We start from the raw sequence: 16,707 nt of genomic DNA, 5'->3' as shown, positions 1-16,707 counted from the left end.
TATGATTAATATGACAAAAATTGACTATGTTATTAATACTACTGGAGCATCCTATGAAATTGTCAGAAAGGCACTACTTGATAGCGATGGCGATGTTGATGACGCTATAAAATTTATCAATGAAGGAAGATACGAAGAGGCAGCTGAGGCTTCAAAGGTTTTCGAAAGCGAAGAGGAAAAAGAATCCTACGAAAGTCGCCAAGGAAAAACTGGCAGAGAATATGTTGACGAAGTTATAAATTATCTTGACGAAATTGTTGATGCAATAAAGGAAATTTGGAGAAAGGGCAACGCAAGCAGACTACTTGTTGAAAAAGACAATGAAACAGTTTTATCTCTTTCCCTAACTACATCTGCTATTGGAATGATTTTGGCGCTTCCTGCATCACTTATTGGACTTTCTGCAGCCTATGTTTATGACTACTCCTTTAAAATAATTATGGAAAATGGCGAAGTCATTGATGTCAAAGAATATTTAAAAGATAAAAGTAAATTCAAATAAAATTGAAGAGCCCTGCGGGGCTTTTTTCTTTAAGGCGAGGAGCAAAATGATAATCACAAGTAAAAACAATGAGACCTATAAATTTTTAAAGAGTTTAAAGGAAAAAAAATACAGGCAAGAGCATGGACTTTTTATGGTGGAAAAGCCTGTGGTAATGGAAGAGGCAAGGGACTTTAGACCCAAATATATTGCCATTAACGAGTCTTCCTTTAAGGAAAATAAATTTCCTGACATAAGAAAAAGAGTGAAGGAAGAAGACTTATTTATTTTTTCAGACAATATTTTCAAAAATCTTTGCGATGCAGTGACTTCACCTGGCATAATCGCCTATTACAGTGAGGTCCACAGAGAGTTTCATGAAGAGTCTGGAAAATTTTTGTACTTAGATGACATAAGAGAGCCGGGAAATCTTGGAGGAATGATAAGATCTGCTGATGCCTTTGGCCTTGATGGACTAATTATTTCGCCAAACTCCTGCGATTTATACAATCCAAAGACAGTTAGGTCCTCCATGTCATCGATTTTTAGGGTCCCAATTTATTTTATGAGCCGGGAAGATTTGGTGAATTTAGATTTTAATATTATTGCAACTTCACTTAACAACTCAAGATCCACAAGGGACTATAAATTTAAGGACAAGGACATTGTTGTAATTGGCAACGAGGCAAAGGGAGTATCCGACTTTTTAATGTCCCATGCCAAGGGTTTTTTAAACATTCCAATCTCAGAGAATGTTGACTCCTTAAATGCAAATGTTGCGGCATCAATAATAATTTACGAGATGATGAAATGAAATATATAATTGTGGCAGAAAACTTTCCAGAAGACTCTGCCGAAAAATTAAAAGCTTATGGAGAAGTAGTGAGGACTCGTGCCAACAAAAACCTTTTAAGGGGGCTTGACACTCACACAGATATATTAGTCCACCCACTTCCAAGTGGAGAACTTGTTGTCGATAGGGAAAATTTAGAATACTACAAAAAAATTTTACCAGACAAAAAGATTCTTCCATCACATTCAAGTTTGTCAAAAAAGTATCCAAAAGATGTGCCCCTAAATGCCTTCACTTTTAAAAATTATTTCATCCACAACTTAAAATTCACAGATCAAGTTCTCTTGGATTATTATAAAAATTCTGCCTATGAATTGATAGACATTAAGCAGGGCTATGGCAAGTGCTCCTCGCTTGTGACAGAGGACTTTATCATTACAAGTGACGGAGGAATTTATGAAAGCCTAAGGGATTTTATACCAATTTATAAAATAAAGCATGGGGAGATTAGGCTTCAAAACTTTAACTATGGTTTCATCGGTGGGGCAAGTGGAGTCTTGGACAAAAAAATATTCTTCACAGGAGATTTTTCTCATCACTCATCCTATGAAGAAATTTTAAAAATAATAAAAAAATATAATTATGAAATTGAAATTTTATCAGATGAAACAATAGAAGATTTTGGTTCTATTTATTTTATTTAAAACTTTTGTAAAAATGGAAAATATAAAAGATGGTATGTAGAAGTGTTAATTCCCTTCTACATACCATCTTTTATTTATAATATAATTATTAGGATATTTATAAACATATACTATCTATTTATTTTTTTGTGAAGAATTTTTTTATATAAAAACTTATTGAAATCGATATAATCAAACATTAACTTAGAAAGCAAATCTTTAAATACATCATCTTCTTCAAAGTAAGATTCCTTAGAAACACCAGAAACATATTTCATCTCTATTAGAAGTTTACCACTGTTTGAACACATATATTTAGTCTTTTCTTCAATTATAAAAAAAAGAAAATTACCATGTTCAGCTTCATGTGGATCTACATATTCTACACTTTTTTCATTTTCTATAATTTTAAAGAGACGAAAGGACATATCTTTTATCTCAACATTTAACTTAATATTTCCAACGAAATACTTTGCATTTTCACTAAGCATATACTTCTTGTAAGGAGGTAATTCTGAAAAATTAAGTTCAACAAGGTCAAATTTATTTTTGAGATAACTTATAAGCTCTTTTGAATCTCTCTCGCCAATAGGAATTAAGTGCTTGAACATTTTAATTTGGGTTTCATAGTTCATTTTACTTTTAAATCTCCTCAAATGATTATTTTATGCCAACAAGACCAGGGTGAAGATCTGCGGACAACCAATAGCCTTTAGTCATATTATAACCCATTAAATTTGAAAACCTTAAAATCACATTTTTTTGGCTATATGGTATATTCACATCTGCTAATTTTACAAAACCCATATTTGTAACATCTGGGTGAACAGTACGACCAGAAATTGGTCCAAAATTTTTATAATTCATAAAACTGCCATTTTCAACATCAATACGTGAAAACCTCCAAGCATTATAAGAATCTATGCCACTCCAACGTAAGTATATTTCGCATTCATTAGTTTTTCCACTTCGATAAACTGATGCACTTAATTTTGTTGCTCCAACTTTGCTTCTATAAAGTTCATTGTTATTAGAATCTGATATACTTCCTAATTCGACTTCGAAATTCTCATCATTTGAGTAATTTTCAATAGGAATAATTATAATTTCTTCAAAAGCATCATTTTTTTCTAAAATTTCTGTACTTGCAGATACTGGTATAAAAATAGAAATCACAAGAATAAAGATCATCAAACAATTAAAAATTTTCCTTTTCATAAAGTTCTCCTTTCTCATTCAATATCCTAATAATTTATTAATAGATCATTATAATAAAATTATATCAGTAGATATATTTAATATCAATGATAAAAAAATGATACTTGAAAAATAAAAAAAAAGTGATATTATAATAGCAATTTTAAAAATGGCTTTGATAAGAAGAGTAAATTATATAAAATTCTTAGAGAGGAAACGGCTGGTGCAAGTTTCCAATTTTATATTTTTGAAAACTAACTTGGAGCCCCATAGCAAACTATGGCGTATGGATGCGTTAAATCCCTTGAGTTTAATTAAGGTGGAACCACGGTCATCGTCCTTTGGGATGATGACTTTTTTTATTTTATTTTTTAATTTTAGGAGGATATGATGATAATTAAATACCCAGACGGATCACAAAAGGAATATGAAAGTGGCGTAAAGGTAAGTAAAATTACTGGAGACATCTCCCAAGGACTTCTTAGAGATTCCCTTGGAGCTGTTGTCAATGGAGAAATTTTAGGACTTGACGATGAAGTTTATGAAGATGCTCACTTCAAAGTTGTAAAATTCGATGACATTGAAGGAAAGAAAATTTTATGGCACACTGCATCTCACTTAATGGCTTATGCAATTAAGGAACTTTATCCAGAAGCAAAATTTGCCATTGGACCTGCAACTGAAACAGGCTTCTACTATGACCTAGACCTTGAACACAGATTTGTAGATGAAGACCTAAAGGCAATTGAAGACAAGATGAAGGAACTTGCTAAAAAAGATCTTCCAGTAGAAAAAATTGAAGTTTCAAGAGAAGAAGCACTTAAATACTTCAAGGAACAAAATCAAGAATATAAGGTTGAACTAATTGAAGACCTTCCAGAAGATGAAAAAATCACTATGTATAAGATTGGTGACTTCACTGACCTTTGCAAGGGACCTCATCTTCTATCAACTAAAAAAGTTAAGGCAATAAAACTTCTTTCCATAGCTGGTGCTTATTGGAGAGGCGATTCTAATAACAAAATGCTACAAAGAATCTATGGTATTGCCTTTGAAAAACAAAAACAATTAGATGAATATATTGAAAGACGCGAAGAAGCTGAAAAGAGAGACCACAGAAAACTTGGAAAAGAACTTGACCTCTTTAGCATGCACGAAGAAGGACCTGGCTTCCCATTCTTCCATCCAAATGGAATGATTTTGAGAAACACTCTACTTGAATGGTGGAGAGGAGTTCTAAACGAAAATGGTTACGGAGAAATCCTAACTCCAATTATCTTAAACGAAGCTTTGTGGCACAGATCAGGACACTGGGATCACTACAAGGACAATATGTATTTTACAAAAATTGATGACGGAGATTATGCAGTAAAACCAATGAACTGCCCAGGCTCAATTTTAGTTTACAATTCAAACAATCACTCTTACAGAGACCTTCCAATTAGACTTGCTGAATACGGAATTGTTCACAGACACGAACTTTCTGGAGCCCTACACGGACTATTTAGAGTAAGAACATTTACTCAAGATGATGCCCACGTTTACTGCTTATTCTCACAAGTTAAAGACGAAGTATTTAAGATGATTGACCTTGCTGATTACCTATACAGCACTTTCGGCTTTAAATATACAATTGAACTTTCAACAAGACCAGATGACTTCATGGGCGACATTGAATCATGGAACTTGGCTGAAAAATCACTTAAGGAAGCCCTAGAAGAAAAGAAACTTCCATACACAATTAACGAAGGCGACGGAGCTTTCTATGGTCCTAAGATTGACTTCCACCTAGAAGATGCCATTGGAAGAACTTGGCAATGTGGTACAATCCAACTTGACTTCCAACTTCCAGAAAACTTTGACTTAACTTATGTTGATGAAGATGGAGAAAGAAAGAGACCAGTTATGCTTCACAGAGCCCTACTTGGTTCAGTTGAAAGATTTATGGGTATCCTAATCGAACACTTTGCAGGAAAATTCCCACTATGGTTATCTCCAGTACAAGTTGAAGTTATCCCTGTATCTGACAAATTCAAAGACTTTGCAGAAAAAATTGCAGATAAACTTCACGCTGAAGGACTTAGAGTTCACCTTGATGGTCGTACAGAAAAAGTTGGCTACAAGATTAGAGAAGCACAAGTTAAGAAGATTAACTACATGCTAGTAATTGGTGAAAAAGAAGAAACTTCTGGCAAACTTTCTGTTAGAAAGAGAAATGGCGAAGAAATTGATGGCGTTGATGTAGATGAATTTATCGCATCACTAAAAGAAGAAATCAAAAACAAGACAATAACTGACTAATTTTAAAAATTTCAGTTGAAAATCTTATTAAATAAAGATAAAATCTAAGCAGGTGAAAGCCTGCTTATTTTTTTATGAGGATTTGTCTAAAAATAGCAAATAATTTCTTTACAAAGCCAAGTCCTTGTGATAAAATACATTGATGTAACCGCACAGAATAGGTTTTAAACTTAGGTGCCTATAATGGCGAGTCTTGTAATGAGGAGGTGCTACAATGTACGCAATTATTGAAACAGGCGGAAAACAATATGTTGTTGAAGCTGGTGACAAAATTAAAGTTGAAAAATTAGATGTTAAAGAAGGCGACAAGGTAACTTTTGACAAAGTTCTTTTTGTTTCAGGTGATGAACCTAAAGTTGGTGCTCCATTTGTTGATGGTGCAAAAGTAGAAGCTAAGGTATTGGCACAAGGTAAGAACAAAAAAGTTGTTGTTTACAAATACAAATCTAAGAAAAACGAAAGAAAGAAAAACGGACACCGTCAACCATACACTTTAGTTGAAATTTCAGGTATTAACTAATGACTAGTATTGACCTTTACAAAAAGGGCGATTATTACTGTGGATTTAAGTCTTGTGGTCATGCAGAGGGCGAATTTGATAAAATTGTCTGCTCCAGCATTTCTACTCTCACTCAAACTCTTTATTTTACACTGATAAATAAATTTGGAGTTTGTGAAAGTGAAATTAAAGACAGGCAGGGCGACGGATTATTGAAAATAGAAATTTTAAATAGTGATATTTTTAAAAGAAAAGATATTCAAACTTGTTTTGAATTTATGATAATGGGAATTGAGCTTATCGATGAAGCTTACCCAGAATATTTGACACTAAAGATCGTGGAGGTGTAAAATGATTAAATTTGATTTATTGCTTTTTTCTTCAAAAAAGGGAGCAGGTTCTTCTAAGAACGGTCGTGATTCAAACTCAAAGAGACTTGGAGTTAAAAGAGGCGACGGTCAATTTGTTCTAGCAGGCAACATCTTAGTTAGACAAAGAGGAACAAAAATCCATCCAGGCGAAAATGTTATGAAGGGTTCTGATGACACTTTATTTGCTACAGCTGATGGAATTGTGAGATTCACAACTAAGGGCAAGGGCGGAAAGAAATTCGCCAATGTTTACGAAGAAGAAAAAGTTGAATTAGCATAAAGATGAAGCAAGGGAAACCTTGCTTTTATTTTTTTCTTTGTAAAATCTAAAATTTCACCAAGATTTTACATATTTGACACAAGGTTCAAGTTTTCACTACAATTCAGTGTTAATTCTATGATATAATTTTAGAAAATGCGAGGTTAAAATGTTTATAGATATAGCAAAAATAAAATTAAAAGCCGGAAAAGGTGGAGATGGCGCTGTCGCTTGGAGACGAGAAAAGTTTGAACCAGCTGGTGGACCTGCTGGAGGCGACGGTGGAAGAGGCGGAAGCGTAATTGTAATGACGGACTCTGGACTTCACACCTTGATGGATTTTAGATACAAAAGAGAATACAAGGCCGAAAATGGACAAAACGGCATGAGCAAATTAAAATTTGGAAGAGATGGCGAGGACATAATCTTAAAAGTTCCCGTTGGAACTTTAATTAGAGATGCAAATACTAAGGGCGTCATCTACGACTTAAAGGAAAATAATATGGCTGTCACTGTATGTAAGGGCGGCAAGGGCGGTCTTGGCAATGCAAGATTTAAGACATCAACGAGACAAGCCCCAGCCTTTGCCCAAGCAGGAAATGTTGGGGAAGAAAGGGAAGTAATTTTAGAATTAAAACTTCTCGCCGATGTTGGACTTGTTGGTTTTCCAAATGTAGGCAAGTCAACCCTACTTTCCATAGTGACATCTGCCACTCCAAAGATTGCAAACTATCACTTCACTACTCTTTCTCCAAACCTTGGAGTTGTAAGGATTGATGAAGGTGAATCCTTTGTAATTGCAGACATACCTGGTCTTATTGAAGGGGCATCTGAAGGAATTGGACTTGGCGACGAGTTTTTAAAACATGTTGAGAGAACTGGAATTTTAATCCATGTCCTTGACATTTCTGGCTCTGAATACAGGGACCCTCTTGAGGATTTTTATAAGATCAACGAAGAACTTGTGAGATACAATGAAAAGTTAGGCGAAAAGAAGCAAATTATTTTTGCCAACAAAATGGATATGCCAGGTGCCCAAGAAAATCTAAAAAAATTGGAAGAAGAACTTGGCGACAAATACGACATTATAGCAGGTTCTTGTGCAACTACAAAAAATTTGGACAAATTAATGAAGCTAACATATAATAAGCTAAAAGAAGTAGATTATAGTGACTACAAGACCTACGATGAAGAGCATGTGGAAGAAGTTACAAGAGAAGAAGGCATAAGAGTATTTAAAGATAATGGCGAATACTTTGTTGAAGGACCTTATATCGACAAACTTCTTCGCTCCACAAATTTTGACGATTACGACTCACTTAAATATTTCCAAGAAAATCTTAGAAAAAATAAAGTTGTTGAAAAATTGGAAGAACTTGGGGCAGAAGATGGATGCTCTGTGTTTATCGGCGGCTACGAATTTGAATTTTTTGAATAAATAATAGATAGGAGAAAGAATGTTAAGAGGAAAAGAAAGATCATATTTAAAGAGCCTTGCTCACAACATGGATCCACTTATCCAACTGGGAAAAGATGGCATCAATGAAGGCTTTTTAAATCAAATAGATAAACTTTTAGAGGATCATGAGCTTGTAAAGATAAAAGTTTTGCAAAATGCACCAGTAGAAGTTGATGAAATTGTTGACGAAATATTAGAAAAAACTGGAGCAGAATTTGTGCAAAAAATTGGCAAGAAACTTACAATTTATAGAGAATCTAAGGAAAATAAAAAAATAGAATTGCCATGAAAAAATATGGAATTTTTGGAGGAACTTTTAACCCCATTCACTACGGTCATCTCATGATTTGTGAATATTTAAAGGAAGAGCTTGGTCTCGACAAAATTATTTTTATACCAACGGGCAATCCTCCTCACAAGGACCTTGATGTTTCGGCAGAGGACAGGTATGACATGGTAAGGCTCGCCATAGAGTCCAATCCAAATTTTGAAATCTCTGACATAGAAACTAAGAGGGTAAAATTATCCTACACTGTTGATACAGTTAGAGAACTAAAAAAAATTTATAAAGAAGAAAAATTATTTTTCTTAATAGGTCTAGACACACTTTTTCAACTTAAAACTTGGAAAAAAATAGAAGAACTTTCAAAGGAAATTGAATTTGTTGTGGCACTGAGACCAAAATATATAGACATCGAAGAGATAAATAGAGAATTAAAATTTTTGCGAGAAAATTATGGGACTAGTGTGGAAATTATTCACACCCCACTCTACGAAATTTCTTCAACTGAACTTAGAGATAGAATTAGAGATAAAAAATCTGTTAGATATTTAATTCCTGAAGAAGTTGTGAATTATATTAAGGAAAGCGGGTTTTATAAAAATGACCTATGATTTAAAAAAGTATGAGAATGAAATTCGCGAGAGAATTGGCGAAAAGAGATTTCTTCACACAATAAGGGTAAAAGACACAGCCGTAAAGCTTGCAAATATTCACGATGTAGACCTGGAAAAGGCAGAAATTGCTGGATTCTTACACGATTGTGCAAAAATAAGAGATAAGAAAAACCTAATTAAAGCAGCCAAGGAAAGTAATCTCCTCCTAACTAAGGAGATGATGAAGGCTCCCCAAATCATTCACTCTTATCTTGGCGCCCTATTTGCAAGGGAATTTTATGGCATAGATGATGAGGATATTTTAAATGCCATTACTTATCACACAACTGGCAGAGCCAATATGTCTGACCTAGAAAAAATAATTTTTTTGGCAGATTATATTGAGCCCTTGAGAAATTTTGACGGCGTAGAAAGGGCAAGGGAACTTGCCAATAAAGACTTAGACGCTGCCATGTATTTCGCACTAAATAACACCCTAAAATTTTTAGTAGAACGAGACAATTACATAGTAGTTGAAACAGTCCTTGCTAGGAATTACTATAAGGAGATGAATATTTGAAAACTTTTTTTAAAGCTTTTATAACGACAATAATAGTCGTACTGGTCTTGGCACTAGCAGGAGTCGCAGGATACTTTTATTTCCTAGGAAATGAAGACGAGGGCAAGCTAGACCAAGATGGAGAAAATCTTCAATTTTTAATGCTTGGAGTGGACTCTCTTGACTCAAAAAAAGCAGATAATGCCAGGTCAGATACAATTATGGTAGTAAATGTAGATGGCAAGAGCAAAAAGGTAAATATAATTTCAATCCCAAGGGACACTTACACAAAGATCAAAGGTTACAAAAAGACAAAAATCAACCACTCCTTTAAGTATGGAGGAAGTGAGCTAACCCTTGACACTGTAAATAACCTTCTTGGCACAGATATAAAATATTATGTCACAGTTGACTACAGATTTGTAGAAGATGTAGTAGATAAAATTGGCGGAGTCACAGTTGATGTGCCACTAGACATGAAGTATGAAGATCCAACAGCAGATCCACCTCTAACAATTGACATAAGAGAGGGGACACAAACACTTAATGGCTACGATGCCATTGGATTTTTAAGATTTAGAAAGGGTTACAAGGACGCAGACCTTGGCAGAGTAAAGGCACAGCAACAATTTATGGCGTCACTTTTATCTAAGATGAAGGAACCAAAGACTTTATTAAAGGCACCCTTCCTCATAGGCTCTTATGTAAACTACTCTGAAAATAATATTCCAGTAAAAAAACTTATTAAGGTGGCAGCCAATATGCGCAGCATAGGCACAGAGGACATAACAACAAATACACTTCCAGGCAGCCCAAAATATATAGGTGGAATTTCTTATTTCATTCCAGACGAGAAAAAAATAAATGTAATGCTTTTAGAATATAATTTTAAATAGGAGGCAAAATGACAGTAGAAGAAAAATTAGATATTATTTTAAAATCTTGTGAATCAAAAAAAGGAATCGATACAAAAGTTTTGGACATAGGGGGCATGACTTCTATCGCAGATTATTTTGTGATCGTAAGTGGAAACTCCTCAGCACAAGTATATGCCCTTGCTAGGGAAATCGACGAAAAACTTTCAGAACAAGGCGAAGAGCCTATGAACACTGAAGGCAAAAATTCAAGCAGATGGATAATTTTAGATTTTGGTGATATAATAGTACATGTATTCCACAAGGATGAGAGAGAATATTATAATCTCGAAAGATTGTGGGAAGATAGCGACAACAAAAACCATGATCATGAAAATGAGGAGGAATAATAATGGTTAAAACACTACACACTGATAAAGCACCTGCAGCAGTAGGTCCTTATTCACAAGCAACAGAAGTTAACGGATTTATTTTCACATCAGGACAAATTCCACTAGTACCTGAAACTGGAGAACTTGTATCTGACGACATCAAAAAGGCAACTGCAAGAAGTCTTGACAACATCAAGGCAATCTTAGAAGAAGCAGGATCAAGCTTGGACAAGGTTCTTAAAGTAAATATTTTCTTAGACGATGTAAATGATTTTGCAGCAGTAAATGAAGTTTATGCAGAATATTTTACAGAACACAAACCAGCAAGATCATGTGTTGAAGTAGCTAACCTTCCAAAGAAAGCTTTAATCGAAATCGAAGCAATAGCAGTAAAATAATTATTTCAATAATAGACCCTTCGGGGTCTTTTTTTATAAAAAATATTAAAATATAAGTGGTGAAAAATGAAAGAGATAAATGTAAATGATATTGATAAGATTAGTGATGCCTTTGTCATAGATGTGCGTGAAGATGAAGAAGTATTTGAGACGGGAACAATAAAAGGGGCAGTTCACATTCCCATGATGATGGTGCCAAATAACTTAAACAAGATCCCAAAAGACAGAGAAATTTATATCCTCTGCAGAAGTGGAAGAAGATCCTATGAAGTGGCATCTTACCTAAGTGAGCTTGGCTATGATGTAATAAACCTTAAGGGTGGAATTATAAAGTATAAAGGAAAATTAGTAAAATAAAAAATATTATAAAAAATTAGAAAAGAATCCCACAAGAGAAAAACTTGTGGGATTTTTTAGCTTGCCTATTAAAAAATTATTATTGCTATAAAAATTAAAAATTCAAAAATATTGCAAGAAAAAAATAGTTGTGTCTAAAAATTTTCTGAAATTTTATATAAACTTAAAAAATTTATATGAAATTGCGTATTTGAAGAAAAAAGTATGAAAAATAAAACTTTTTCCTGTAAAAAAATAAAAAAATTTGAAATTAGACTTAAAGCCAAAGTATAGACTATAAATCTATAGTCACACTGAAATTATACTAAAAGTTTGTATAAAATTTACACAATTTTTACTGGGGGGGGGGTATAAAAACATCTAAATTCCTTGAAATTTCGGGAATTTTTAATTTTCAAAAATTGAAAAAATCCTTTTTATTTAGTATAATAAACCCGTATAAATAAAAATTCTGGAGCATAAAGCAAAAGCAATATATCTTACAAAAAATTTTAAAAAATAGGTTTACGCTTTCAGATAAAGGGAGATGATATTCTGGGGTGTATTAAAGGATTATTTATTAATAAAGTAAGAAGTTTATAACTTAAAAAATAATTAGTCAATAACTTAATAAAGAGTTTAATAACTTAAAAATTAAGAAGCTAATAACTTAAAATTGAAAGGAGAAATAATGGATAATAAGAAAAAAATAAAAGCAAAGGCAAATGCCAATCGCGTTGCCGCTTATGCCTTGTCGGGCGTAATGCTAGCAAGCATGATACCTTACAATGTATTTGCTAGTCCAGCAGGACTTAATAATGCTATAGAAATTGAAGGAGAAAAAACACCTGCTGCACAAAAAGCACCTTTAAGAGAATCAACACCTGATGCCTTATCTAGTGCAACATATTACAAAAAAGCTAACTGGGAAAACAAAATTAAAGACAAGTCCCGTTGGCCCGTAGGCGACAATCAAAGACTAGTGAGGGTTACAACATCCGACCCAGTCGAAATGACCGACATTGATTACGACGGTAACTTTGTCGATGCCAATGGCAGAACTGTACTTAGACTTGTTTACAAGGAAAAGGGTTCAGCAGCAACTGCTGTTTGGTATAGGGCTCGCTTTAATTTCGGCGAACTCGACAAATACATCGACTATGACAAATCCTACATGGTTGGTTTGACTGTAGCAGGTAATGAAAGTGGAATATATCCGCTAACACCTGTGAATGACCGAAAGGAAAGAGAGGTTGATTTAGGCGAAGCAAGAGGTGACTTAACCAACCAAAGAAAGAACCTTCCTATTAACCTAGTTTTAAAAGAAGGCGTTACAATTGAAGATTTAGGTCAAAGGAACTACATCGTTCAAATGAGACTTACCGACACCAAGGGTGTTAGAGTTTACTCCTATGCACCTAAGGGAACGTCTATGGACTATTCTACCTATACAAAGACAACATCAGTTTCTCTTGAAGATAAGGTAAATAGATTATTCATCAAGGGTGGTTACCAAAAAGACGGTAAAAATGCAACTGCTCAAGAGTCATTTATGTCAGAATTTATTGCCAATCCAGACCAATACGAAGACAAGTCTAATTTAGGTATAATTAGAACACAATATACAGGTCAAAGAGCAGGCAACGATAAGATACCAACAGTTGGTGGGGAACAAATTGCCTTTACACAAGCCTTTGATGCTAATCTGCTTAACTATCTAAAGCCTGATAAAGACGGCAATGTAGCTTATGTTAATGTCTTTAAAAATACAAGATTAAAATCAAAATGGTCACACAATGTGGGCATTAAGCTAAAAGACTTTAACAAAACAGCTGATGGAAATCTTGCTTACCTTGTTATTGGAACTCATGACTTCCAAAAAGATGATGTAAAGAAAGTTGAAGTAACTGACCACGACCAATACACAATGATTCAAGGATACTACATCACTGGTATAGACTATGTTGTAGACAAATCAAAGTTTGAGGATACATTTGCAGGTAGAGATGATTTAAGCGGAGGAAATAAGACTAGAAAGCTTGATTACTCTATGATATCTGGCTGGACTAATCCAAACACAGATGGATGGGTTGTCTATGAAAAAGAATATGACAGTGGATATACAGCTCAAGAGGGCGAATCCTATATAATTGATACCACTAGTGACCCTACGGGTGGCCAAATAATGCTTCAAATCGGTAACGAAGACGCAATCATTAGAAAGCAACAGGGTTATTATTCTTACTATATAACAAGCGACAAGGGTATAGAAAAGATTGAAAAATTTGCTGACGGTATCTTTAAGTTTGACCTTAGAGAAGGTGCAACTGTCAAGTCCGGCGACAAGCTAAAAATTTTCATGCCTTATACTAAGGATCACAAAGACCCTGTAAACTTCCTTGAAATCCACAACGGAACTAAATTAAATGAAGGTGGAGCGACTCTTAAATTGCAAAAAGATAGAAATATCAATATGCACCTTTATAAGGAAGGAAAAAAGGGTTACTACATTCTAAAATACACTCTTGCAGACGGAACAAAAGCTGAAAAGAAGTTTGAACCTAAAGGATTATGGAAATTTGACAACAAAGATAGGGTAATGGACCCTGGTACAAATGGATCAATATTATCATCTGGCGGTAACTTCTATATCAATACAAAGAAATTAACACCAGGTGCAGATATAATCGTGGAATCTTACGATGAAAATGACAATAAACTTGAAGATCAAACATCTTGGTTTAAATATAGAACAATAGAAAAGTCTACTGAAAGAGTTAAAGAGCTTACTTGGACTGATTCCTCTGATACATCTTCAATACTTTCAGTAAATAAATCACTTTACACACCATATCAATTGTTATTCACAAATGATTATGCAGAAGGAACTGATGACTTCTATAAGGATCCAAAAGCACTACCGGCTAATAACGATGACTTCAAAAAGGATACAAAGGAATTTGTTGGTTATACAAAATACGACGGTGGTAAGGTAAGAACTCTTTACGAAGAAGGCAAGATAGGAAAATTATTTGCTAAGGTTCAAGCTGCCGAAAATGAATACGATGACAAGGGTAACTTAGTCGGCGAAGATGTAAGCAAGAAAATCACTATTCCTAAGGCAAATATCTTTGACCCTCACTTTGCAGGAGATAACAAAGAATACAGAGCTTACGAATACAAGGTAGACCTTACAAAGATGCTTCCTTATCATTCAGAAGATAAGACAGAAACACCACTAACTTTATTAAAAGATATGAAGTTTGTTTCAACTGCATCTGACGGATCATCACTTCCATCTGACCTATTAGAAACAAGAGTTAGAGCAAGGGTATTGTTTGATGCAAATACTGGTAAACTTGCTGATGGTAAAGATAAAGAAGTAAAAATCGTTCCAGATAACACTGAGTTCTACGGAGAAGAAGGCTACGCAGCTAATGGTTTCGAAGGTGCAAATGTTGAAGCAAATACTGGCGACAAATTCCCAGAAGCACCAACACTAGCAGGAAAGAACTTCTTAGGTTGGGTTACTGAAGCAGGTAAGACAGCTTTAGGAGATAAGGCAGTAGTTACAGCTGATGCTTTTGCCAAATTAAGCAAAGATCAAATCTTTACTAATGAAACACCTGTAACAAAACATTTGGTTGTCTATGCTATCTATTCAGAAGATGTAGCGGTTACCTTTGATGCTAATCAAGGTAAGTTTGGTGATAAGGATCAAGTAACAGTTAAAGTAGAAGGTGGAAATGCTACAGCACCAACAGAAAATCCAACTAGAGAAGGTTATACATTTAAAGGGTGGGCAGCAACAAAAGACGCTACAGAAGCTGATGCTAACATCTTAAATAATGTAACAGCAGCAAAAACTGTTTATGCAGTTTGGGAAAAGACTGCTGAAGAATTACAATTAAATGATCCAACACCTGTTGAAGTAAAAGACACTAAGAATTTAACTTCAGATGAAAAAGACAAAGTAGCAGATGCTGTTATTGCAGCTAACTCAACTCTAACAAAAGCTGACATTACAGTTGCAGACGACGGTACAGTTACAGTAAAAACTAAAGATGGTAAGACAGCAACATTATCACCAGAAAAGACTGTTAAACAAAAAGAAGTTCAAAACAACTTCAACCCACCAAAAGAACCTGTAAAAGTTGAAAATGCAAAAGCGTTAACTGATACAGAAAAACAAGCTGTTAAAGAGGCTATTAAGGAAGCCAACCCAGACAGAAACTTTACAGATGAAGATATTACAGTAAATGATGACGGATCTGTAAAAATTAACCAAGGTGGTAAGGTAGGTTCATTTACACCTGATCAAACAGTTGTACAAAAAGATACAATTCTTGATTTAACAGCTCCTGAAAAGACTGAAGTAAAAGATACTACTAATTTAACACAAGAAGAAAGAGATAAAGTTGCTGCAGCAGTTAAAGCAAAAAACTCATTACCAGACACAGCAACAATTGTAGTTGATAATAATGGTAATGTAAAAGTTACAGATGGTACTAAGACTGGTAAATTAGAAGGCAAAGACACCGTAAAACCATTTGATAGAGCTGGCAAAACATTAAATGACCCTGCAATAACAACAGTATCAAATCCTGCAAAACTTACAGATGCAGAAAAACGAGCTGTTAAAGATGCAGTTATGGCAGCTAACAAAGACCTAGGTTTCACATACGAAGAAATCAAAGTCGCTGATGATGGTACAGTAACAGTACCAATGGGAAAAGATGAAAATAAAACTATCGAACCAGCTAAAACAGTTAGACAAGCAACAGCTGAAGATAAAATTATTGCCTTAAAAGCACCAGAAAAAACAGAAGTAGTAGATAAGACAAACTTAACAGACGATGAAAAAGCAGCAGTAAAAAAAGCAGTAGAAGATGCTAACAAAGACGGCAGTGGCAATAGCACACTACCAGCAGGAGCAACAATAACTGTAGCAAACGATGGATCAGTAACAGTAACACAAGGCGAAGGAGAAAACAAAAAAGTTGGACAACTTTCACAAAATGATACAGTTATTGAAAAGATTAAAGCTCCAACAACACCAGTTGAAGTAGCTGACCCATCTCACTTAACAGATGATGAAAAAGAAGCTGTTAAGAAAGCTGTAAAAGATGCAAATCCAAAATTACCAGCAGATGCAAAAGTAACTGTAGGAAATGACGGATCAGTAACTGTAACAGATAAAGATGGCAAAGAAATTGGCACATTAACACCAGCACAAACAGTTAAGAAAG

Annotated in this window: 18 protein-coding genes and 2 other annotated features; of the genes, 16 read left to right on the top strand and 2 right to left on the bottom strand. The window is 34.4% G+C overall.

The genetic code is table 11. The features are described 5' to 3' along the window. Position 1: 1 nt before the first annotated feature. Genes HGPG_RS09390 through HGPG_RS09380 form a run of 3 tightly spaced genes read left to right on the top strand, consistent with a single transcriptional unit; the run spans position 2 to position 1,978 of the window. Complete coding sequence (locus HGPG_RS09390; RefSeq protein ID WP_019125832.1) at positions 2-502, top strand: DUF4342 domain-containing protein; 501 nt, start codon at positions 2-4, stop codon at positions 500-502. 46 nt (positions 503-548) lie between these two features. Continuing rightward, positions 549-1,295 (top strand): TrmH family RNA methyltransferase, encoded by a 747-nt coding sequence (locus HGPG_RS09385; RefSeq protein WP_019125831.1) that lies wholly within the window; start codon positions 549-551, stop codon positions 1,293-1,295. Continuing rightward, positions 1,292-1,978, top strand: coding sequence for a DUF6873 family GME fold protein (locus tag HGPG_RS09380; protein WP_019125830.1), 687 nt, complete (start codon positions 1,292-1,294; stop codon positions 1,976-1,978). The genes HGPG_RS09385 and HGPG_RS09380 overlap by 4 nt, the downstream gene beginning before the upstream one ends. Before the next feature lie 110 nt (positions 1,979-2,088). Here HGPG_RS09380 and HGPG_RS09375 read toward each other — a convergent pair whose 3' ends face one another. Further along, positions 2,089-2,592, bottom strand: coding sequence for a hypothetical protein (locus tag HGPG_RS09375; protein WP_019125829.1), 504 nt, complete (start codon positions 2,590-2,592; stop codon positions 2,089-2,091). A 25-nt stretch (positions 2,593-2,617) separates the two neighbouring features. Continuing rightward, positions 2,618-3,175 carry a hypothetical protein gene (locus tag HGPG_RS09370; RefSeq protein WP_019125828.1) on the bottom strand — a complete coding sequence of 186 codons (558 nt, stop codon included), beginning with the start codon at positions 3,173-3,175 and terminating at the stop codon, positions 2,618-2,620. A 145-nt stretch (positions 3,176-3,320) separates the two neighbouring features. Beyond that, positions 3,321-3,499: a binding site (T-box leader), on the top strand. A 45-nt stretch (positions 3,500-3,544) separates the two neighbouring features. On the opposite strand from HGPG_RS09370, the gene thrS reads away from it, so the two are divergent. The 13 genes from thrS to HGPG_RS09305 all read left to right on the top strand — a co-directional run. Beyond that, entirely contained in the window at positions 3,545-5,455 is a 1,911-nt protein-coding gene (gene thrS, locus HGPG_RS09365) for a threonine--tRNA ligase (protein WP_019125827.1), read from the top strand. Positions 5,456-5,591: 136 nt separating this feature from the next. Next, positions 5,592-5,659: a sequence feature (ribosomal protein L21 leader region), on the top strand. Positions 5,660-5,669: 10 nt separating this feature from the next. Continuing rightward, a complete protein-coding gene (rplU, locus tag HGPG_RS09360; protein WP_019125826.1) occupies positions 5,670-5,975 on the top strand; it encodes a 50S ribosomal protein L21 in 306 nt (101 codons plus the stop codon). Beyond that, complete coding sequence (locus HGPG_RS09355; protein WP_019125825.1) at positions 5,975-6,304, top strand: ribosomal-processing cysteine protease Prp; 330 nt, start codon at positions 5,975-5,977, stop codon at positions 6,302-6,304. Before rplU ends, HGPG_RS09355 begins: the two co-directional genes overlap by 1 nt. Position 6,305: 1 nt before the next feature. Beyond that, positions 6,306-6,605, top strand: a complete 300-nt coding sequence (rpmA, locus tag HGPG_RS09350; RefSeq protein WP_019125824.1) for a 50S ribosomal protein L27 — start codon at positions 6,306-6,308, stop codon at positions 6,603-6,605. A gap of 148 nt (positions 6,606-6,753) precedes the next feature. Next, entirely contained in the window at positions 6,754-8,022 is a 1,269-nt protein-coding gene (gene obgE / locus HGPG_RS09345; protein ID WP_019125823.1) for a GTPase ObgE, read from the top strand. A gap of 19 nt (positions 8,023-8,041) precedes the next feature. After that, on the top strand, positions 8,042-8,332 hold the full coding sequence (gene yhbY, locus HGPG_RS09340; protein ID WP_019125822.1) for a ribosome assembly RNA-binding protein YhbY: 291 nt from the start codon (positions 8,042-8,044) through the stop codon (positions 8,330-8,332). After that, positions 8,329-8,937 (top strand): nicotinate-nucleotide adenylyltransferase, encoded by a 609-nt coding sequence (nadD, locus tag HGPG_RS09335; protein ID WP_036732131.1) that lies wholly within the window; start codon positions 8,329-8,331, stop codon positions 8,935-8,937. Before yhbY ends, nadD begins: the two co-directional genes overlap by 4 nt. Continuing rightward, positions 8,927-9,499 (top strand): bis(5'-nucleosyl)-tetraphosphatase (symmetrical) YqeK, encoded by a 573-nt coding sequence (gene yqeK / locus HGPG_RS09330; RefSeq protein WP_019125820.1) that lies wholly within the window; start codon positions 8,927-8,929, stop codon positions 9,497-9,499. The genes nadD and yqeK overlap by 11 nt, the downstream gene beginning before the upstream one ends. Then, complete coding sequence (locus HGPG_RS09325) at positions 9,496-10,374, top strand: LCP family protein (RefSeq protein WP_019125819.1); 879 nt, start codon at positions 9,496-9,498, stop codon at positions 10,372-10,374. The genes yqeK and HGPG_RS09325 overlap by 4 nt, the downstream gene beginning before the upstream one ends. An 8-nt stretch (positions 10,375-10,382) precedes the next feature. Beyond that, positions 10,383-10,742: a ribosome silencing factor gene (gene rsfS, locus HGPG_RS09320; RefSeq protein WP_019125818.1), complete on the top strand. Its 360-nt coding sequence runs from the start codon at positions 10,383-10,385 to the stop codon at positions 10,740-10,742. A gap of 2 nt (positions 10,743-10,744) precedes the next feature. After that, positions 10,745-11,122, top strand: a complete 378-nt coding sequence (locus HGPG_RS09315; protein ID WP_019125817.1) for a RidA family protein — start codon at positions 10,745-10,747, stop codon at positions 11,120-11,122. Positions 11,123-11,188: 66 nt separating this feature from the next. Continuing rightward, a complete protein-coding gene (locus HGPG_RS09310; RefSeq protein WP_019125816.1) occupies positions 11,189-11,479 on the top strand; it encodes a rhodanese-like domain-containing protein in 291 nt (96 codons plus the stop codon). Between the two features lie 670 nt (positions 11,480-12,149). Further along, on the top strand, positions 12,150-16,707 hold a 4,558-nt coding region (locus HGPG_RS09305), incomplete at its 3' end, for an InlB B-repeat-containing protein (RefSeq protein ID WP_051010659.1).

It is taken from the genome of Peptoniphilus grossensis ph5 (genome assembly GCF_000311825.1).
In the GTDB taxonomy this organism is placed as follows: domain Bacteria; phylum Bacillota; class Clostridia; order Tissierellales; family Peptoniphilaceae; genus Peptoniphilus_A; species Peptoniphilus_A hominis.
Note: the sequence above shows the minus strand (reverse complement) of the source record. Positions and strands in the feature narration are given on the sequence as shown.